Consider the following 19,380-nt stretch of genomic DNA (forward strand, 5'->3'; position numbering starts at 1 on the left):
GTCATATGGCGGTCACCGTCGGCGTGCCGGTCAGCCACATGCCGATGATCACGGACGCGCGGGGGCTCAGGTGCCCGGCTCGACCAGGGTGTGGGGGCGGCTGGCCCGCACGACCAGCGCCACACCGGCGACCACCAGCGCGACGCCGGGCAGCGCCAGCAGCGGCGGCACCTGACCGAGCAGCACCAGCGCGAAGAGCAGCGCGCCCGGCACCTCGAGCAGGACGGCGAGGCTGACCACCGTCGGCCCCACCGTGGACAGCACCAGGTTCAGCAGCGTGTGCCCGAACAGCTGCGCGGCGACCGTGATGCCCGCGATGAGCCACCAGTCGCGGGCCTCGAACCCGACGAGCGGTGCGCCGACCACCACCGCGGAGACCGCGATGACGACCGCGCAGACGGAGTAGCAGACGACCGCATAGGCCGAGGTCGCCAGCCGCTGCCGGGCGCGGGCACCGGCCAGGACGTAGCCCCCGGCGCAGATGGCACCCAGCAGCGCCAGCGCGTCACCGGCCAGCGCCTCCAGGCTCACCGTCACGTCGACCCCGACGATGAGGACGACGCCGGCGAAGGCGAGCAGCAGCCCCCACCAGACGGCCGCGGGCAGGAGCACCCCGGAGACGCGCGCCGCCAGCGCCGTCCAGATCGGCGTCGTGGTGACCAGCGCGACGGAGGCGGCCACCGTCGTCATCGACAGACTCGGCAGCCAGGTGGCGAAGTGCGCGGCCAGGAAGAGCCCGGCGACGACGGAGCTGCGCAGGTCCCGCCACCGCAGCCCGGCCAGGGTCGAGCGCTCGCGGGTGAGCAGCACCGGCAGCAGGACACCGGCGCCGGCGGCGTTGCGCCAGAACGCCAGCGCGAGCATCGGCGCGGTGACCATCGCGGTCAGCGGCGCCGACAGCGAGACCCCGACGACGGCGAGGGAGAGCAGGCCGACGTCCCGGGCGCCCGGGCGGTGCAGCGCCCAGGCGTCGGCCGTGGTCGTCACGGGACCCGGATGCGACCGCTCGCGATCGGGACGACGGCCCCCGTCACGGTCGCCGAGACCGCCGCGCCACCCGCAGCGGAGACCGTGCACTCGAGCACCGACGGGCGGCCCAGCTTCACGCCCTGGTGCACCGTGTAGGCCGACGTCCCCTCGCCCGGCAGCTGGCCGGTCGCCACCAACCAGACGCCCAGACCCAACGCCGCCGAGCCCGTGCCCGGGTCCTCACCCCACCGCAGGTCGCCGGCGAACGCCCGCGCGTAGGCGGTGGAGGAGTCGGCGTCCCAGGAAAGGACCTCGATGCCCTCCCCCGCGCCCAGGGCGTCGAGCGCCGCGTGGTCGGCGACGGCCCGGTCGACTGCGCCCGGTCGCACGGCCAGATAGGTCCACGGCAGCCCGCAGCCGGCCATGTGCGCGGGCATGCCCGCGATGTCGTCGGCGGCAAGACCGACCGCGGTGGCCAGGGCGTGCACCGGACGTTCGGCGGCGATGCTCGGCTCTCCGCCGGTGAGCTGCGCGCCGGCGCCGTCGACCTCGAGGTCGAGGACGCCGACCCCGCACTCCTGGCGCACGGTCCCGGCGGGGAGCCGGCCGGTGCGGACCAGGGTGTGGGCCGCGCCGACGCTCGGGTGGCCGGCGAACGGCAGCTCCGCGAACGGCGTGAAGATGCGCACCCGGTAGTCGGCGCCGGGCTCGGTCGGCGCGCAGACGAACGACGTCTCGGAGAGGTGGAACTCGAAGGCGAGCGCCTGGCACTGCTCGGTGGTCAGCTCGTCGGCGTCGAAGACCACGGCCAGCGGGTTGCCGGCGTAGGCGCGCGGCGCGAAGACGTCGACGATCTCGTAGTCGAGACTTTCCCGGGCCGGCACGGCCCCGACGGTAGCCTCACGCTTCGTGACGACGGCGACGAGGGCATATGTGTCCCGGCTGGCCGGGCTGACGGTCTTCGACCCCAACGGCGACCGGGTCGGCAAGGTCCGCGACGTCGTCGTCGCGCTGCGCGTGGGCGCCGCTGCACCGCGGGTCCTGGGAATCGTGGTGGAGGTCGTCGCCCGCCGGCGGATCTTCGTGCCGATGGGCCGGGTCACCGCCGTCGACCCGGGCGCGGTGATGCTCGCGTCGGGCACGCTCAACCTGAAGCGCTTCGAGCAGCGGGCCGGCGAGACCCTCGTCCTCGGGGAGCTGCTGGACCGGACGGTGCGGATCTCCGAGTCGGGCAGGACCGCGCACGTGATCGACGCCGCCGTCGAGCAGACCCGCACCGGCGACTGGGTGCTCTCGCGGCTCGCCGTCCAGGAGCCGGGCCGCCTCGGCCGCCGCGGCCAGCTGCACCAGCTGGCCTGGGACGAGGTCCAGGGCCTGGCCCTCCCGCAGACCGGGCAGGGCGCCGAGACGCTCATCGCGACCTACCGCGAGCTCAACGCGGCCGACGTCGCCCACGCCCTGCAGGAACTGCCGATCAAGCGGCGGCACGAGGTCGCCGAGGCCCTCGACGACGAGCGGCTCGCCGACGTGCTGGGCGAGCTGCCCGAGGCCGACCAGGTGACGATCCTCGGCACGCTGGACGAGCGCCGCGCCGCCGACGTGCTCGAGGCGATGGACCCCGACGACGCCGCCGACCTGCTCGCCGAGCTGTCCAACGTCGACCGCAACCGGCTGCTGGAACTGATGGAGCCCGACGAGGCCGAGCCGGTGCGCCAGCTGCTCAAGTACTCCGAGGACACCGCCGGCGGCATCATGACCAGCGAGCCGGTGATCCTGGCGCCGGACGCCACGATCGCCGAGGCACTGGCCCGCGTGCGGGAGCCGGAGCTCACCCCGGCGCTGGCCAGCCAGGTCTACGTCTGCCGGCCGCCGTCGGCCACGCCCACCGGCCGCTACCTGGGGCTCGCGCACATCCAGCGGCTGCTGCGCGAACCGCCGTCCAGTCTCGTGAGCGGCGTCCTCGACGACCTGGAGCCGCTGCGGCCCGAGGCCCCGCTGGCGGAGGTCACTCGGTACTTCGCCACGTACAACCTGGTGGCTGCTCCGGTCGTCGACGAGCAGGGCCGGCTGGTGGGCGCGGTGAGCGTCGACGACGTCCTGGACCACCTGCTGCCCGACGACTGGCGCGAGCGTGCCCGTCGTGGCTGACGGTCCCCGCCTGGACGTCCCCCGCACCGGCGGGCGTCGGCTGAGCACGCTGATCAAGCTCAACCCCGACGCCGTCGGCGCCGGCGCGGAGTCGATCGCCCGGTTCCTCGGCACCGGGCGCTACCTCGCGATCCAGACGATCCTGGTGATCGTCTGGATCGCGCTCAACGTCTTCGCGGTGTCGCTGCGCTGGGACCCCTATCCGTTCATCCTGCTGAACCTGGCCTTCTCCACCCAGGCCGCCTACGCCGCCCCGCTGATCCTGCTCGCGCAGAACCGGCAGGCCGACCGCGACCGCGTGCAGGCCGAGGAGGACCGCGCGCGGGCGGCGCAGACCCGCGCCGACACCGAGTACGTGGCCCGGGAGCTGGCGGCGCTCCGCGTGGCGATCGGCGAGGTGGCCACCCGCGACTTCATCCGCGGCGAGCTCAACCGGCTCGTCGACGACGACGAGGACGCCGACAAGCGCGAGAAGAAGGCGAAGCGCAAGCGGGACACCGCCGCGGTGACGCCGGACTGAGAACTGTCGGCATCCGGCGCTAGCGTCGCGGCGATGTCCAGGACCCACACCGTGGTGCCTTCTCCCATCGGGCCGCTGACCGTGGTCCGGGAGGACGGCGCGCTGGTCCGGCTGCTGCTGAACCCGCCGACGGAGGCCGAGCGGGAGAACCTCGGTGCGCGGTCCGAGAAGGGGTTCGAGGACGTCGTCCGGCAGCTGGACGAGTACTTCGCCGGCGGGCGCACGGCGTTCGACCTGCCACTGCGGCCGGCCGGGACCGGCTTCGAGCTGGCGGTGTGGGAGCAGCTCACCCGCATCCCGTACGGCCGGACCCGGACCTACGGGGCGGTGGCGAAGGCCGTCGGCGAACCCGGCGGCGCCCAGGCCGTCGGTGCCGCGAGCGGCCGCAACCCCCTGGCGATCGTCGTCCCCTGCCACCGTGTCGTCGGGGCCGACGGAACGTTGGTCGGCTTCGGCGGCGGGTTGCCCCGCAAGCGCTTCCTGCTCGACCTCGAGCAGCGCGACGACCGGCTGTTCTGAGGGCTCACCCCGTCACGACGTGCACCAGTGCTCCGGCCGCACCGGCCACCACCAGGACAACGATGAACGGCGCGCGCAGCGCGAGCGCCACCGCCGCGACGGCCAGCCCGACGAGACGACCGTCGAGCACCAGTTCCTGACCGCTGGTCAGCGCCTGGACCGCGACCAGTGCGGCGAGCAGCGCCGCCGGCACGAAGTCGACGACGCGCGCCACCCACGGCTGCTCCACCCAGGCCGCCGGAACGGCGAGCCCGGCGAGCTTCAGCAGGTAGCAGCCGAGAGCTCCGGCGATCACCGCCGCCCACAACGCGGTTCCGCTCATGCCGGCCCTGCCTCGAGCCGGGCCTCCGGGCGGGGCCGGCCCGCCAGCGCCACCGCCACGACGGCGGCGATCACCTGCACGCCCGCAGGGACGAACGGCGTGAGGGCGAGCGCGACGGCAGCTCCGCCGACCGCCACCCGCCGCTGCACGGCGGCCTCGGGGAACGACCGGCGCAGCCGCGGCCACAGCAGCGCGAGGAACGCCGCCGGGACGACGGCGTCCAGCGCCGCCCGGGCGGCACCGCCGAGGGCCGCCGCGCCCAGGGCACCGACGACCGTCGTGAGGTTCCACATCAGGAAGATCGAGGCACCGCCGGCGAGGAAGGCCAGCCGCGCCAGGGCGCGGTCCGGCGCGGCCAGCGCCAGCGCCGTCGTCTCGTCGATCACCCAGTGCGCCGTCCCGAACCGCCGGACGCCGCGCGGCCGCAAGAGCGGCACCAGGCGCACGCCGTAGACGGTGTTGCGGGTGCCGAGCAGCAGGGCGCTCCCCACGGCGGCCAGTGCGCTGCCGCCGGCCCCGAGCACTCCAACCAGGGCGAACTGCGAGGCGCCGGTGAACATCAGCAGCGAGAGGGTCATCGCCTGCCAGACGTGCAGCCCGGCCGCGTCGGCGGCCGCCCCGAAGGCGGCGCCGTAGAGCCCGACCGCGACGCCGAGCCCGACGGCGTCCCGGAGCGTGGCCCGGCGGGCGGCGCTCGGGGCGGCGGAGGTCACCCGGCCGACCCTAGTGACGCGGCCGGCGCCGCTTGCGGCGCGTCCGCCGGCGCGCGGCGAGTGCCCGGTCGAAGCGGTCCGACAGCTCGGAGTGCAGGGCGGGGGTGCAGTAGGGGATGTCCATGCGCCGACGGTCGCCCTGAGGCAGGCGGCTCGACATCGGTCGTCCGGGCAGTCCTGGCCACCGTCCGCCGGCTGAGGGCCTCAGGACTGCGCAGCAGATCACCTCTCCGGCGGGAGGCGCCGCCTGTGGCCCGCCGTACAGTGGCGGAGGGATCGAGAGAACCCCAGGTCGCCGCGCCTCGCGGTCGCGCACCGGGTCCCCCGTCGAAGGAGACACACGCAACGATGTCCGACACGCTGACCGGCTCGCCGGCGCTCGACGCCATCACCGCCGCTCTGGCCACCGTCCAGGACCCGGAGATCAACCGCCCGCTCACCGAGCTGGGCATGGTCAAGGACGTGCAGATCGGTGCCGGCGGCGCGGTCCGCGTCGAGGTGTACCTGACCGTCGCCGGCTGCCCGATGCGCGAGACGATCACCAACCGCGTCACCCAGGCCGTGTCCGCCGTCCCCGGTGTGACCTCGGTGCAGGTCGGGCTCGACGTGATGAGCGACGAGCAGCGTGCCGAGCTCCGCAAGACCGTGCGCGGCTCCGACACGGCCGAGCCGGTCATCCCCTTCGCCCAGCCCGGCTCCCTGACCCGCGTCTACGCGGTCGCGTCGGGCAAGGGCGGCGTCGGCAAGTCGTCGGTCACGGTGAACCTGGCGGCGGCGCTGGCCAAGCGGGGCCTGTCGGTCGGCGTCGTGGACGCCGACATCTACGGCCACTCGGTGCCCCGCATGCTGGGCGTGGACGACAAGCCCACCCAGGTCGACAACATGATCATGCCGCCGCAGTCCTACGGCGTGAAGGTCATCTCGATCGGCATGTTCACTCCCGGGAACACCCCGGTGGTCTGGCGCGGGCCGATGCTGCACCGCGCACTGCAGCAGTTCCTCGCCGACGTGTGGTGGGGCGACCTCGACGTCCTGCTGCTCGACCTGCCGCCCGGTACCGGTGACGTCGCGATCTCCATCGCCCAGCTGCTGCCGAACGCCGAGATCCTGGTGGTCACCACGCCGCAGCTCGCCGCCGCCGAGGTGGCCGAGCGGGCCGGCGCGATCGCGACGCAGACCCATCAGCAGGTGGTCGGCGTCATCGAGAACATGTCGTGGCTCGAGCTGCCCGACGGCTCCCGCATGGAGGTCTTCGGCGCCGGTGGCGGCGAGGCCGTCTCCGACGCGCTGACCCGCACGCTCGGCGCCCGCGTGCCGCTGCTCGGCCAGATCCCGCTCGACACGCGGCTGCGCGAGGCCGGCGACGCCGGTGCGCCGATCGTGCTCGCCGAGCCCGACTCCCCCGCCGCGCAGGCGCTGGAGAAGGTCGCCGACGGGCTCGCCGTCCGCCAGCGGGGCCTGTCGGGCATGTCGCTCGGGCTGACGCCGGTCCGTCGATGAGCGACCTGCGGGTCTCCGACAGCATCACCGTCGACGCGCCCCCGTCGGTGGTGTTCGCGATCCTCGCCGACCCGACGCAGCATGCGCGCATCGACGGGTCGGGCTCGGTCGGGTCGGTGATCCAGGCGCCCGAGCGGATCACCGGCACGGGTCAGACGTTCACCGTGCGGATGAAGCTGTTCGGCGTCCCGTACCTGATCCGCAACCGGGTGGTCGAGTTCGAGCCCGACCGGCTGATCGCCTGGCGGCACTTCACCGCCAACCGGTGGCGCTACGAGCTGACAGCGACCGCCGACGGCGGGACGACGGTGACCGAGGCGTTCGACATGTCCCGGGCCGACCGGCTCACCACGGCCGTCGTGCGGGCGGCCAGGTTCCCCGAGCGCAACCGCGAGGGCATCGCCGGCACCCTGCAGCGCCTCAAGCAGGCCGCGGAGGCCGACGCGAAGAAGGCCGCGGGCCAGGCCTGACCAGCGGGGGCCGGAGGCTCCCCGAGGAGGGGCCTCCAGGGCTCAGCTCATCGGGGGGACGGCTCGTGGATGCGGTGTCGCCCGGAGGGCGACAGATCATGTCGCGTCGGGGTCGAACGGGGGCGGGGTCGCGGAGTCGCGGGGCCGGGCGACCGGCATCGCCGCCGCGGCCGGGCGCACGACGGGCTTGTCGTCCTCGTCCTCGAACAGCTGGCTGCGGATGAACGTCCTCGGGTGGTACTTGCGCAGGTCGAGGTCGCGCAGCTCGCCGAGATCGTCGCCGAGGGACTCGTTCATCTGCTCGCGGACGCCGGTGATCGCCGACCGCAGCTTCTTCAGGCCGGTCGCGGCGTCCTTGGCGAGGTGCGGCAGTCGTTCCGGACCGAAGATGAAGAGCGCGGCGAGCCCCAGGACGACGATCTCGCCCCAGCCGATCGAGTCGAACACCGGTCCAGGTTAGGCCTGGTCCAGGGTGGCCTCGAACTCCTGCGACCGCCCGCCGCGCACGACCTCGACGGTGATGGTGTCACCCGGGTCGTGGCGGTCGACGGCGACGACGAGCTCCTCGGAGCTGCCCACGGGCTCGCCCTGGACGGCGATGACGACGTCCTGCTCCCGCAGCCCGGCCTCGTCGGCGGCGCTGCCCGGCTCCACGTTCAGCACGAGCGCGCCGTCGCGGGTGCCGTCGGTGACCGAGCGGGTCTGCACCCCGAGCGAGGCGTGCACCGCCTCGCCGGTGGCGATCAGCTGCTCGGCGATGTCGCGCACCGTGTCGATCGGGATGGCGAACCCTAGGCCGACGCTGCCACCGCCCACCGACGCGATCGCCGTGTTGATGCCGATGACCGCACCGCTGGCGTCGACCAGCGCGCCGCCGGAGTTGCCGGGGTTGATCGGGGCGTCGGTCTGCACGGCGCTGATGACCGCGTTGGTGTCGCTGCCCTCGCCGGCCAGGCGGACGGGCCGGTTCAGTGCGCTGACGATGCCGCTGGTGACGGTGCCGGCGAGGCCGAGGGGCGAGCCGATGGCCACCACCGGGTCGCCGACGACGACGTCGTCGGAGTTGCCCAGGGCGGCGCCCACCAGACCCGGCTTCTCGACCTTGAGGACGGCGATGTCGCTGGCCGGGTCGCGGCCGACGATGCGGGCGGCCGAGCCGCTGCCGTCGGAGAACACGGCGCGGATCTCGGCGCCCTGGACGCCGTCGGCCCCGGACACCACGTGGTTGTTGGTGACGATGTAGCCCTGGTCGCCGTCGACGACGACGCCGGAGCCGGTCGCGCCGGCCTGCCCGACGCGCACCTCGATCGACACGACGGCGGGCATGACCTTGGCGGCGATGTCGGACACCGAGCCCGGTTCGCGCGTGACGCCGGGGTCGACCTCGGAGAGCCGGGTGCCGGGTGCGAGCAGCGGCGTCTCGTCCTGGGTCTTCGTCAGGTACCAGCCGGCGCCACCGCCGACGGCGGCGACCAGGAGGACCGCCAGCAGCCCGAGCACCCAGAGCCGGACGGACAGGTCGCGCACCCGCAGCTTCTTGCGGCCCTTGGGGTCGACGACGATCGGCCCGGGCTGGACCTCCTCGTCGTACACCGCCGGAGCGCCGAGACCGGCAGGCGCGTACGGGTCGCGCCAGGGGTCGGAGCGCGCGTCCGGCTTCCACCACGGGCCGGTCGCCGTGCGACGCCGTCCCGGTCGGCCGCCGGGTGGCTCCTGGAGGCCTCGCTGCCCGGTGGCCGCGGGTCCGAAGGCGCGCAGCAGGGCCTCGGCCGGAGGGGGCGGCACGGGGCGCGGCGGCGGGGTGGGCCGGCCGTCGGCGAAGCCGCCGGCCACCGACTCCGGTCGGCCAAACGCGGCCTGCTGCCCGGGTGACGGGCGCGGCGCCGACACCGGGCGCGGAGCGAGCCGGTCGGGGACGTCGGCGAAGGGGCCCTCGGATCCGGCCGGCCGGGCGAACTGGCTCTCGGAGTCGCTCAGGGGGTCCCGCCCGTCACCGTGGAGTTCGTGCCGATGGTCACGGTGCGCACGATCGGCGGCACGACCTGGGTGTGCTGCTCGGGCGACGTGCCGGCGACGGGGCCCGACGGCAGGCGGCCCGTGCCGGGCGCGCCGTCGGCCGGGAGGCTCAGCGCCAGGGCGGTCACGCCGGCACCGAGACCGATCAGGGTGCCGGCGAGTCCACGGCGCAGCCAGCGGGCGTGGTCGGGGCGCTGCGGGCGCTCCTCGGGATGCAGGTCGACCGACCAGGAGCCGGTGGCGCCCTGCACGGTCAGCTGGTCACGGCCGGCGGTGAGCGTGCCCATGCCGCCGCCGCCCTGGCCCGGGACGTCGGCGGTGAAGGGGATGGCGCAGAGCCGCGACATGAGGTCACCGGGCACGTCGACGTCCCGGGTGCGGTGCAGCGCCTCCTTGGCCTCGCGCTGGGCCTGCACGGCCATGCGGCACTGCAGGCAGCCGGAGAGGTGCCGGGCCGCGCGGTTCGCCGGGCCGGCCTCGAGCTCCCCGTCGACGAGGGCGGCGATCGCCTCCTGCGCCAGGTGGCTCTCGGGAATGCTCATGCCGTGCCCTCCGCGGGAACGGCCCGGCGGGGCGCCAGGTGGGCCAGCGCCTCGCGCAGCTGCACGCGGCCGCGGTGGATGCGGCTGCGGACGGTGCCGAGCTTGATGCCGAGGGTGGCCGCGATCTCCTCGTAGGTGAGGCCCTCGATGTCGCAGAGGACGACGGCGACACGGAACTCCGGCGAGAGCGCGTCGAGCGCCGCCTGCACCTGCGGGTCGAGGTGGGTGTCGGCGTAGACCTGCTCCGGGCTGGGCGAGGTGCCGGGCAGCCGCTCGGTGTCCTCGGGCAGGGCGTCGAAGCGGATCCGCTGGCGGCGCCGCACCATGTCGAGGAACAGGTTCGTCGTGATGCGATGCAGCCAGCCCTCGAAGGTGCCGGGCGAGAAGTCGGCCAGCGACCGGAACACGCGGACGAACGTCTCTTGCGTCAGGTCCTCGGCGTCCTGGGGGTTGCCCGACAGCCGGTAGGCGAGGCGGTACACGCGGGCGGAGTGGTCGCGGACGACCTGCTCCCACGTGGGGGCCACCCAGACGTCGGCTTCGGACACACCTACAGGATCGCAGACGGGCGCGTCCGGAGCCTCCCCGACGTGGGGAGGGCGAACGGCATCGGCTGGCGTCTGTCGCACGAAACGATCAACGGGCGGGATCGGCACCGGTGTTCCCGGTGCGAGCGTCTCGCAGGAAACCCACAGGAACCACCCACTACCCTCGCCCGGTGAGCAGCGCCGACTACGCCGACCGGTTCGCGGTCGAGTCGGAGGCGATGGTGGCCGCGCGCGAGCGGGCGCTCGCCCTCTCCGGCGCTCCCCGGTGGCCCCGTCGGTCGGGGCGGCGCTCGCCGTGCTCGCCGCCGGCGCCGGCGCGCGGGCTGTGGTCTCGATCGGCAGCGGCGGCGGCCTGGCCGGCCTGTGGCTGCTGCGCGGCATGCGCGCCGACGGCGTCCTCACCGCGCTCGACTCCGATCCCGAGCAGTTGCGCGCGGTCCGCACGGCGTTCGCCGACGCCGGCGTCGCGCCGAGCCGCGCGCGGCTGATCTTCGGCACGCCCGCCGAGGTGCTCCCCCGGCTCTCGCCCGGCGCCTACGACCTCGTCGTCTGCGCCGGACCGCCGCGCGAGTACGCACCCCATGTGCCCGGGCTGCTCGAGCTGATCCGGGTGGGCGGCTCGCTGGTCTGCCACGGCCTGCTCGAGGGCGGCCGGATCAGCGACCGCACGGTCCGCGACCCGCAGACCGTCGCCTGGCGGGAGATCTCCCGGACGATCAAGGACGACGAGACGCTGCTCGCCGCCGTCCTCCCCCTCGGCGCCGGACTCCTGCTCGCCACCAAGCGCGACTGACTCCGGTTCGCAAGAACGAGAAGTATCGGCCTATGCGCCAGCGACGGACACGAGCCAAACAGAAATCGCCGATCTCAACTCTGCCGCCATTCCAAGATAAAGCCAGGCGTCCGCCCTGCGTCAGCTACGGATGCACCCTAGCCCCATGGTTCTGCGAGCCCACTCGGCGGAATCATAAGAGACGCCATCGCCAGTTGTGAATCCGATGGCTCGTAAGACCGCGCGAGCAAGCGGAGAACACGTGCTGCCTCCTTCGGCTGAACGCGCCCGCCGACCAGGAAGAGCAACAACGCCTCCCGTTCGACTAGGTTCGCAAGCCGGTCCAAGCCGACAAGGGGGGCGCCGATTCGCTTCGCGCAACAGTCATACCCAAGAAAAAGGAATCTAGAGTACAGAACGGCTCATGATGACCAAAGCTGAAGTAGTCCGTGATGTCATCGCGATTGACAATTTCAGGGAAGATTCTAGCCAGGTCCGGTCCGTCGATATTCGGGTCGGCGAATTCCAAGTCTAGGAGACTTGCATCCCCCAGCATCCTTGCATCCTCAAACTTTTCGTCTTCGTATTCATGGACGATAGGAAGCCGAGATAATATCCAACGGATCTGATAATCCAGGTCGGGCATCACAGTCCACAAGACTCCTCTTTCCTGCACAGGTGCAAGGGACCACAAAGATGAACTGGATTTCCTTAAGAGGTATTGCAGGACGACGCCTTTTCCGCCTCCCGATATCAGGCAGGCTGCGAGGATGTCCGAGACCGCCACCGCCCCGTCTGGGGAACGACCTAGCACGCTCCAGAACGTTCGATCGAGCCCAGCCCCATTCTCAGCCACAGGACTCACCACCCCTTTCGTAGCCGGTATGGCCCCTTGTGGACCTTATGCGGGGCGTTATGCACATAGAATCGGGGTCCATTGTGATTCCCGCCGACCTTGTACCCCTTGTCTCCCGGCTTGTACCCCCTATTCATAATCCGAAGCTGCTGACCGTTCCCCTTGAGACTCGGGTGCTTATAGAGATTGCCGAAACCATCCTTCGATGGCTTCCAATGGATAAACCCCTGCTTCTTTGCCAGGCGCGTCACTTGTCGAGCGCTCAAACCGACATACTTGGCTGGATGTGCGAATATATGCGGGACTTTGCCCTGGAACGACTTGGCTTCACGAGCTAGTTTGGCCGCCTTGATGGCCGGACCAGCGAACTTGACCGCGGCTACTGCCAGACCTCCCCCGACCGCAGCTATGGCGATGGTAGCCGTCATCTGAAGGGCTTTACTCTTGTTGCCGGTCACCGCGTAGGCGCCAGCGGAAATCGCAGCCGCAGCCACCCCGATCGGTCCCGGAATAATAGAGGCTAATTCGGCGACCTTGGCGACCTTCTTGGCCACCTTCTTGACGAGCTTCTTGAACCAGCCCCATTGGCCGTCGAGATCGCTGCAGTTGACTGGGTCGCCCGAGCAGTAGTCGTAGGCAGTGGTGTTGCCGCCCGGGACGGGGTCGCGCGACCAGAAGCGACCGGTCGCCGGGTCGTAGAGCCGGACGCCCATGAGGATCACTCCGGCGAGGGCGTCGGCCGAGCGCTGCGCCGCGCCGAGCCAGCCGTAGCGGCCGTCCTTGCCGGGCGCCTGCCCGTTGCGTACAACCGCCTTGCCGGTGGTCAGGTCGGTCGGGTTGCCGAACTCGTCAGCGGCCTGCTGCCGGACCTCATCCCAAGCCGCCTCGGTTTCCTCCTCGTGAATCGGCAGCGTGGTCATCACGTCGCCGTGCAGGTCGATCAGCTGCAGCTCTACGCCGCCGGTCTTGCCGGTCTCCGCCGCCAGATTGCCGTCGAGCCCGTCGACGTAACGGGTGATCTCGGTGTCTAGGGAGGCATCCTCAACGATCCACGAAGGAGCGTCGGAGTCCGAGTCGTAGTGGTTGACCTTGGTGACGGCCTCCTGCCACGCAGGCACACCGTCGGCTCCGGCAGCCCATGCCTCGTTGCTGTACGAGGCGAACCGGCCGAGCGCATCCAGGGTCCAGGTCTGCCGGGCCACGCCGGCGATCTCCTGGGAGCGGATCAGGTCGTTGGCGTAGTACGCGTTACGGACCGTCGCGCCCGGGCTTCCGCGAACAGGAGCCGTGGTGATTCGCCCGAGGGGGTCGTAAACCCACGCGCCGGCATCGACCGTCGACTCGGTCACCAGCCGGTCCGCGGTGTCATAGGCGTAGGTGACCGACGACGCCGGCTGATCAGGCGTCGACGGGTCCACGCACGTCGACGTGGCGGACACGGCGGTCGTCAGCGCCGTACGGCGGTCCCGGTCGTCATAGGCATAACGGCGCCACGTGCACGTGGTGGTGTCATCGTGGACCGCGTCCTGCACGTCGGTGAGCCGCCCAGCGCGTCGTAGGTGTAGCGCTTGCTGGCCGCCGGCGTCGTATGGGTGACCATCTGCCCGGCGCTGTTCTCCACCGCCGACGACGAGGAGATGACCTCCTCGTCCGAGGTCCGCACGTACGTCCGCGACGTCGGTGTCCGGTTGGCGTCGTGTCCGATTCGCAGTTCCAGGCCGCCGGGCAGCGTCTGCTTCTCGACCTGACCATCCGGGCCGTACTCGGCCGACAGCGTCCCGGCAACCGAGTCGGTCACGGACGTCACGAAGCCGCGCGGCTCCTCGTCACGGTTGTAGTGGAACGTCGTCGATCCGGCGTTGTCGGTGACCGTCTTGGGCCTTCCGAGTTCGTCGAAGACTGTCGTGGTGACGCCCTCGTTGCCGTCCTCGTACCGCGTCATTCGACCGAGCCGGTCGAAGGTCTTGCTCACCGTCGAGACGACCGCGCCCGCCGCGTCATGCGCCTCGATGACGGTCACATCACCCGACGTCGGGTCGTACTTGTTCACCGTCTTCAACAGCGGCGCCGCCGCAGTTCCCGCCCCGCTGGCGGACATCGACACCGACGTTACCCGGTCGGCGGCGTCGTACTCCGTGGTCGTCGTGCGCGACTGCGTGACCGTCTCACCGTTGACCGGCCCGGTGGCCGACTCGGTGACCGAGACGATGGATCCGTAGCGGTTGTAGGCGGTGACCTGCTTGACCGGCAGGTTGGTGGCCATGCGCCCCGAGTCGTGCCCCTCCACCTGGCCGGCGACGTCGCTGAGGCACGGCAGACCGGCGTAGACGGGCTTGTTACCGCACTCCGGCCGGGCCGGCTGGGCGCCGGCTGTGTAATAGAACGCCCGGTTGGTGCTCGCACCGGTTGAGCCCGTCCGTCGAGACTCGACCACACGACCTTGGTCGTCGTAGCGGACGAACGCCTGCAAGCCCACCCCGCCTTCACCTGCGTCGAAGGTGACGACGGTCGGCTGCCCCCTCTTCCACCCGGACGTCGGCCCGAGCGGCGAGGCGCCGTCGATCGGGTCGTAGCCGTTCTTGGTGACCTCCACGTCCAGTAGCTGCTCCGGCTCACTGCCAGGCACGAGCAGCGCGTCGGTCTGGGTCGTGACGAGGTGGTAGGCGAAGCCGTCGGGCTTGCCCTCGTCGTAGGCGTACGTCGTGACGTCGTGAACGAGTTGCAGGTCATCGGGGTTGTTTCCGATGGCCAGCTTCAGCAAGGGGCCGCGCTGACGCAGGAGGTCGAGCCCTCGTGGCCCGTAGGTCCTGTACGTCGACAGCGCCTCTGCCCGTGCGACGGTGTCGGCCCCGATCTCCTGCGGCGACAGATCGGGCAGTGTCATCGCGCCGAGGGCCACGAGTCGGTTCGTCGCATCGAGTGACCGGACGACGTTGCCGTACTGGTCGTACTCCGCGGTGTCGATGTACCCGGCCGGCGAAGCGTCCGGACCCGACGGAGTCGCCGTGTTCACCTCACGACCGGACGCATCCAGGTAATGGACCATCGCCCGCCGGTAGCCATTGGCGCCCGGCGTCGTCTCGCTCGCCGTCGTCACCGAGGGCACGTCCTCGGGCCCGAAGACGGCGGTCGCGTCGGTGGGAGCCGAGGTCTGGCCCCAGGTCTTAAACGAGTCGGCGTCCAGGTCGTACGGACCGCCCGAAGCCCGCGCCAGCGGCACGTTGTAGACCAACGTGCTCGTGGTCTTGCCGTCGGTCTGGTCGAGCGTGCCCTCCTTGAGCGCATTACGGGACACGCGCAGCAACCGCCCGGAGCTGCGGTCGACGAGGTCATCGCCGCCGACGGTGGCGTTCGCGCCACCGGTGCCGTACTCGAAGTTCCACGGCAGCTCGCCGGGCGTGCTCAGCATGGTGACGCGACCGTCGTCGTCGTACTCGTAGGTCGTCTTCAGCGACGGCTGGATCCGCGGGTCCCACACCTCCCGGAGTCGGCCGGCCGAGTCGTAGGCGTACTGCGCGACCGTGATGTCGGCGGTCGTGGGAGCACCGGCTTCTGCCGAGTGCAGGACCACCTGGCTCAGCCGACCCTTGACGGCGCCGAACGACGAAGTCGTGGCCGTGGTCGACGGCGCGTACTTGAGTTGCATCACCTCGCAACCGGCGGCGTACGGCGCGGTCGTGCAGGCCGCGGTATTCGTGGGCCAGCCGTCGACCCCGGTCTCCACGGGAGCGATCACCCGTGCCACGCGCAGTCGACCCTCGTCCGACTCGTAGACGAGCCGCGTCCCGCCGGTCGCCGCTGGCGGCGAGGTCGAGACGACCTTGGAGTTCGGTGATCCCGGTTGCACGGCGAAGTCGGTGACCGTGCCGTCGGTCTCGGTGATCCGCCACTTGCCTGTGCCCGTCGACGTCAGGGTGAGCGCCTCGAGACCCGGCTGTGGCCACCACTGGCCGTTGCTGCCCTTCGTGAACCACCCCTCGCCACCGCCGGCGAAGTGCACCGCTACGACGTCCGGGTAGGGCTGGCTGATGTAGTCGTAAGCGGTGCCGGTGCCCTCGTCGGCGATGCCGAGCGACCACTGCGGCCCCAGCGGCGACCAGATCTCCCGGACCGAGACGTCGTCGTAGAAGACGTCCTTGCCCGCCGTGGCGAACCCGTTGTAGAGCCGAACCTTCCCGCCGACCTTGGCGTCGGCCGGAATGGTGAAGTCCAGGCTCAGCTGCTGCCACATGTCGGTCTTGGTCGGCGCGTCGGAGGCGGCCGTGCGGATGACCCCGGCGGCATCGGTCCACTGAGCGAACAACCTCAGGCCACGCGGAGAATTCGGCGACAGCCCAGTGGCCGCCGGCACGTACACCCAGCCGGTCATCCGATAGGCGGCGCCAGGCCGAAGGTCGGTCATCGTCGCCCCAGCGAAGGAATCGCCATTGGAGCTGGTCGTCGACCGGACCCGCAGCGCGTCGTTCCCGGTGTGCCAGGGAGTCGTCACCTGTGCCAGTGCCGAGTACCCGACTGCATAACCGGTCACGGACGACATCGTTCGCTGCGGGTCGGACAGGAACTCCGCCTGAGGCTCCAGCCCGGCGCGCGGCTTCCGCGACGACGCGGTCCGTCCCACGGAGAGACCGAGCTCGTCGACGTCGGTGCTCGACAGCAGGTAGTCGCCGGTGAGCAGGTTGACCGACCCTGGGCCGACGTCGTCGGTGGCCGCATGGTCGGCGTCCGGTGAGACGGTGACGGTCACCCACTGGGTGCCCGCCGCCCCCTCACCATTGGGGCCGGTGGCCACGACGGCCTGGACCTGGACCGGCCCCGGCACGTGCCCGAGGGTGAGGCCCGCGTCCCAGGTCGCGTAGCTGCCCAGGTCGGAGATCTTCGTCCACGTGCCGGGCAGCGGGTCACCGTTGGAGCGGGTCAGGGCGGCCAGCGGGATGTCCTGGGAGGTGGCCGCGTCGGGGCCCCGCCGCCAGGCGAACTTCACGTACTGATACGTATTCTTCGCCTCGACGTCGAGGCGTACGCGACGCACGACGGTCGATCCCTCGACCGGCGACATGAGGCCGGCGCTGCCGACGTTGAAGTGGTACTCCGCCACCGGAGACTCGTTGCCGGCCCGGTCCTTCGCCCGGACTTTCAGCACGTGTGGGCCGTTGGTGGTCGGCGTCACGGTGAAGTTGGCCGAGGTGCTGGTAGCGGGGCTGGTGAGCGTGACCGGCGTGGTCACCGGCGCGTTGTCCAGGCCGTAGACGAACCCGGCCGCGGTGGAGTCGATCGCCGGCAGGGTGGCTGTGAACGAGCCGGCCTGGTTGGCCGTGCCGTTCCACGTGCCGTCATCTGGGAACGTCGTCGACGTCACCGCGGGGGTGGCCGGCGCATCCGTGTCGACCTTGATCACGACCCAGCCATTCGACCAGGGGCCGTACTCGAGGCCGTCGAACGCGCGGACGCGCCACTCGTAGGTCTGCCCGTTGACGAGTTTGCCCGCCGGCACCACCCACGCGGACGTCGTTCCCGATGGCGCATTCGCCGACCCGGTGACCACCCGCGTCGTGGGGGTGGCACTGTCCCCGGCCCACACCTCGTAGTCGTAGCGCAGCGTTCCGCCGTCGGAGTCGGTGGTGTTGCCGGTCAATCGAGGCGTGGTGGAGCTTGTGAGCACCGGCGCCGTGGTGCACAGCTGGTAGCACGGCGACACCGAGCGGCCGGCCGGCTGGCCCGGCAGATCGTTCCAGTTCACGTACAGGGTGGGCAGACCCCCGCCGGCGTTGGCGGAGTTGAACTTCTTCCAGCCGTAGTTGTCGTTCTCGAACTCGGCCTTGAGCCCGATCCCGACCGCGCTGGAGCGGGAGTTGGACCACGTCTGGATGAGGCTGGTGACGTCAGCGTGCACCCAGCCGTCGGCGCACCCCGCCGCACCGGTGGTGCGGTTGGACACCGCGTAGCGCGTCGACCCCCACGCGGGCTGCGCGTTGATCCGGGTCGCGGTGCTCGCCTGGCCGGTCGGCCACACCTCCCAGGTCGTCTGATTGCACGACCAGGCGTGGAACTCCCAGAGATTGATCGTCGCGTTGCGGATCTTCTTGCCGGCGAACTGAGCGACGTTCAGGTTGATGAACGACCGGGCCACCGTCGCGCCGCCGTCGAAGGTCCCCAGACGCAACTCAGGACTGCCCGACTGGTCCGTGCCCGTCCCGGTCTGCACCCAGGTGTCGAACATGCCGGTGAAGTCCTGTGCCGGGTCCACCACCACCGGGTACTCGGTCGCTGGGTCGTGCAAGAACCCCGAGTCCGGAGTCAGCGCCATGTCCACGATCGTCGGTGCCGAGACGGTGGCCGCCTCCGTCAGCGGCAGAGCTGCGCTGCCGCCGGCATCTTTGGCTTGTTCCGAGGTCGCCCGCCCCAGCTCGTCCACCGGCAGGGTGGTGCTCGATGCCCCCTCCGGCAGTGCCGTCGATCCTCCCCCACCGGCTCCCGCTGCCCCTGGGGATGTTCGTCCCAGTCGGGCGCCGGCGCCAGGACCTCCTGCGGCGCCTCATCGTCGGTCCATTGCTGGGTCACGGGGTGCAACAGCTGTTCGTCGACCTGGGCGTCCCAGACCAGTGGTGTCCCCGAGCTGGCCACCACGGCCCCGCTTGGTTCGCGGAACTGCACTCCCCCGTCCTGCACCGCCTCGGCGGTGAGCCCTTCCGACCGCAGGCGGAGGTCCAGATCGGGCTCGCTGCCGGCTTCGGGACGACGGGTCAGGACGAAGTACTGCTCGTAACCGGTGCGGGTTGCGTCCACGACGAGGTCCACACCAGGCTGGACCTCCGGATAGACGGCCCGCGGACCCTCCAGACGTGGTGCTGGCAGCTCCCCCTCCCACTCCAGACCGAGCGAGGCCCCGTCCTCCCTCTCCATCGAGACCAGCAGCCCTTCAGCGGGCGCTCCCTCACCTGCCAGCGTGAGGTCGGCGGGGTGCGCCTTGGGGCGGATGGATCCGTCCTCGGCCATCTCGAGGGTGAGGTCGACCGGTGCCCAGTCCGCGGCCTCCGTCCCATCCCCGCCCTGGTGGACCCAGATCGGCCCGGGCGCCATCCCGGTCTGCATGGAGCCGTCCGGCAGGGCCCACGTCGATGAGCTCTCTGTCCGCTCCCCGATGACCTCGACCCGCTCACCCTCGAGCCGCGCGATCGTCCGCGCCGAAGGCGCGTCCGGTGCCTGGAGGGCGCCGTCGGCCCCCCTGGCCGCCTCCGCCTCCTGTGCCTCGTTCCGGGGCGCCGCGGATGCCGCCGTGCTGACGACGAGCAGTTCGCCGAGGAGCGCCGCCGTGAGGGCCACCCCCAGGACGCCCCTGCTACGCCACTTGGGAACCTCGCTGAAACCGGAACGAGCGTGCACGGGACCTCATCGAGCAGAGAGGCGAGCCACCAGCGACTCGGAACTCGCGGTCCTCGCGCGTTCGCGCAGAACATCTCAGCCGGCTGTGAGCCCGACAATCACATC

17 protein-coding genes are annotated in these 19,380 nt (G+C 71.5%); 6 read left to right on the forward strand and 11 right to left on the reverse strand.

Annotated elements, in window-relative coordinates; all coding sequences use genetic code 11:
* Window positions 1–66 precede the first annotated feature (66 nt).
* Window positions 67–987, reverse strand: a complete 921-nt coding sequence (locus MVA48_RS10780) for a DMT family transporter (protein WP_246988711.1) — start codon at window positions 985–987, stop codon at window positions 67–69.
* A complete protein-coding gene (locus tag MVA48_RS10785; protein ID WP_246988713.1) occupies window positions 984–1,853 on the reverse strand; it encodes a PhzF family phenazine biosynthesis protein in 870 nt (289 codons plus the stop codon). The genes MVA48_RS10780 and MVA48_RS10785 overlap by 4 nt, the downstream gene beginning before the upstream one ends.
* 49 nt (window positions 1,854–1,902) lie before the next feature.
* Here MVA48_RS10785 and MVA48_RS10790 point away from each other — a divergent pair, with 49 nt between their 5' ends.
* Genes MVA48_RS10790 through MVA48_RS10800 form a run of 3 tightly spaced genes read left to right on the forward strand, consistent with a single transcriptional unit; the run spans window position 1,903 to window position 4,156 of the window.
* Window positions 1,903–3,117 carry a magnesium transporter MgtE N-terminal domain-containing protein gene (locus MVA48_RS10790; RefSeq protein ID WP_246988714.1) on the forward strand — a complete coding sequence of 405 codons (1,215 nt, stop codon included), beginning with the start codon at window positions 1,903–1,905 and terminating at the stop codon, window positions 3,115–3,117.
* Window positions 3,110–3,637 carry a DUF1003 domain-containing protein gene (locus MVA48_RS10795; RefSeq protein ID WP_246988716.1) on the forward strand — a complete coding sequence of 176 codons (528 nt, stop codon included), beginning with the start codon at window positions 3,110–3,112 and terminating at the stop codon, window positions 3,635–3,637. Before MVA48_RS10790 ends, MVA48_RS10795 begins: the two co-directional genes overlap by 8 nt.
* A gap of 33 nt (window positions 3,638–3,670) precedes the next feature.
* Window positions 3,671–4,156 carry a methylated-DNA--[protein]-cysteine S-methyltransferase gene (locus MVA48_RS10800; protein ID WP_246988718.1) on the forward strand — a complete coding sequence of 162 codons (486 nt, stop codon included), beginning with the start codon at window positions 3,671–3,673 and terminating at the stop codon, window positions 4,154–4,156.
* Between the two features lie 4 nt (window positions 4,157–4,160).
* Here the strand turns inward: MVA48_RS10800 and MVA48_RS10805 are convergent, their stop codons facing one another.
* Both MVA48_RS10805 and MVA48_RS10810 read right to left on the reverse strand, forming a co-directional pair.
* Window positions 4,161–4,478 (reverse strand): AzlD domain-containing protein, encoded by a 318-nt coding sequence (locus MVA48_RS10805; protein ID WP_246988720.1) that lies wholly within the window; start codon window positions 4,476–4,478, stop codon window positions 4,161–4,163.
* Window positions 4,475–5,191, reverse strand: a complete 717-nt coding sequence (locus MVA48_RS10810; RefSeq protein WP_246988722.1) for an AzlC family ABC transporter permease — start codon at window positions 5,189–5,191, stop codon at window positions 4,475–4,477. Before MVA48_RS10810 ends, MVA48_RS10805 begins: the two co-directional genes overlap by 4 nt.
* 348 nt (window positions 5,192–5,539) lie before the next feature.
* Between MVA48_RS10810 and MVA48_RS10815 the strand changes: the two genes are divergently transcribed.
* Both MVA48_RS10815 and MVA48_RS10820 read left to right on the forward strand, forming a co-directional pair.
* A complete protein-coding gene (locus MVA48_RS10815) occupies window positions 5,540–6,691 on the forward strand; it encodes an Mrp/NBP35 family ATP-binding protein (protein ID WP_246988725.1) in 1,152 nt (383 codons plus the stop codon).
* Window positions 6,688–7,161, forward strand: coding sequence for an SRPBCC family protein (locus MVA48_RS10820; protein WP_246988727.1), 474 nt, complete (start codon window positions 6,688–6,690; stop codon window positions 7,159–7,161). Before MVA48_RS10815 ends, MVA48_RS10820 begins: the two co-directional genes overlap by 4 nt.
* A gap of 96 nt (window positions 7,162–7,257) precedes the next feature.
* Here MVA48_RS10820 and MVA48_RS10825 read toward each other — a convergent pair whose 3' ends face one another.
* The 4 genes from MVA48_RS10825 to sigE form a co-directional block, all read right to left on the reverse strand.
* Window positions 7,258–7,608 (reverse strand): twin-arginine translocase TatA/TatE family subunit, encoded by a 351-nt coding sequence (locus MVA48_RS10825; protein WP_246988729.1) that lies wholly within the window; start codon window positions 7,606–7,608, stop codon window positions 7,258–7,260.
* Window positions 7,609–7,617: 9 nt separating this feature from the next.
* The gene (locus tag MVA48_RS10830; protein WP_246988731.1) at window positions 7,618–8,994 is read right to left on the reverse strand and encodes a S1C family serine protease; all 1,377 of its coding nucleotides are present in this window, start codon (window positions 8,992–8,994) and stop codon (window positions 7,618–7,620) included.
* A 140-nt stretch (window positions 8,995–9,134) separates the two neighbouring features.
* A complete protein-coding gene (locus MVA48_RS23760; protein WP_305852306.1) occupies window positions 9,135–9,719 on the reverse strand; it encodes an anti-sigma factor family protein in 585 nt (194 codons plus the stop codon).
* Window positions 9,716–10,267, reverse strand: a complete 552-nt coding sequence (gene sigE / locus MVA48_RS10840) for an RNA polymerase sigma factor SigE (RefSeq protein ID WP_246988733.1) — start codon at window positions 10,265–10,267, stop codon at window positions 9,716–9,718. The genes MVA48_RS23760 and sigE overlap by 4 nt, the downstream gene beginning before the upstream one ends.
* A 265-nt stretch (window positions 10,268–10,532) precedes the next feature.
* Between sigE and MVA48_RS10845 the strand changes: the two genes are divergently transcribed.
* The gene (locus tag MVA48_RS10845; RefSeq protein WP_246988735.1) at window positions 10,533–11,060 is read left to right on the forward strand and encodes an O-methyltransferase; all 528 of its coding nucleotides are present in this window, start codon (window positions 10,533–10,535) and stop codon (window positions 11,058–11,060) included.
* A gap of 840 nt (window positions 11,061–11,900) precedes the next feature.
* Here the strand turns inward: MVA48_RS10845 and MVA48_RS10850 are convergent.
* Genes MVA48_RS10850 through MVA48_RS10860 form a run of 3 tightly spaced genes read right to left on the reverse strand, consistent with a single transcriptional unit; the run spans window position 11,901 to window position 19,275 of the window.
* A complete protein-coding gene (locus tag MVA48_RS10850; RefSeq protein ID WP_246988736.1) occupies window positions 11,901–13,427 on the reverse strand; it encodes an RHS repeat protein in 1,527 nt (508 codons plus the stop codon).
* Window positions 13,343–18,199 (reverse strand): DNRLRE domain-containing protein, encoded by a 4,857-nt coding sequence (locus tag MVA48_RS10855; RefSeq protein ID WP_246988738.1) that lies wholly within the window; start codon window positions 18,197–18,199, stop codon window positions 13,343–13,345. Before MVA48_RS10855 ends, MVA48_RS10850 begins: the two co-directional genes overlap by 85 nt.
* Window positions 18,200–18,237: 38 nt before the next feature.
* Window positions 18,238–19,275 carry a hypothetical protein gene (locus MVA48_RS10860; RefSeq protein WP_246988740.1) on the reverse strand — a complete coding sequence of 346 codons (1,038 nt, stop codon included), beginning with the start codon at window positions 19,273–19,275 and terminating at the stop codon, window positions 18,238–18,240.
* Window positions 19,276–19,380 lie beyond the last annotated feature (105 nt).

This window comes from Blastococcus sp. PRF04-17 (assembly GCF_023016265.1).
Classification (GTDB): Bacteria; Actinomycetota; Actinomycetes; order Mycobacteriales; family Geodermatophilaceae; genus Blastococcus_B.

Excerpts from the sequence above, each read along its gene's own strand:
- MVA48_RS10800 (WP_246988718.1), top strand. The coding sequence starts at position 3,671 with ATGTCCAGGACCCACACCGTGGTGCCTTCTCCCATCGGGCCGCTGACC.
- MVA48_RS10805 (WP_246988720.1), bottom strand. The coding sequence starts at position 4,478 with ATGAGCGGAACCGCGTTGTGGGCGGCGGTGATCGCCGGAGCTCTCGGC.
- MVA48_RS10815 (WP_246988725.1), top strand. The coding sequence starts at position 5,540 with ATGTCCGACACGCTGACCGGCTCGCCGGCGCTCGACGCCATCACCGCC.
- MVA48_RS10820 (WP_246988727.1), top strand. The coding sequence starts at position 6,688 with ATGAGCGACCTGCGGGTCTCCGACAGCATCACCGTCGACGCGCCCCCG.
- MVA48_RS23760 (WP_305852306.1), bottom strand. The coding sequence starts at position 9,719 with ATGAGCATTCCCGAGAGCCACCTGGCGCAGGAGGCGATCGCCGCCCTC.
- MVA48_RS10855 (WP_246988738.1), bottom strand. The coding sequence starts at position 18,199 with ATGGCGCTGACTCCGGACTCGGGGTTCTTGCACGACCCAGCGACCGAG.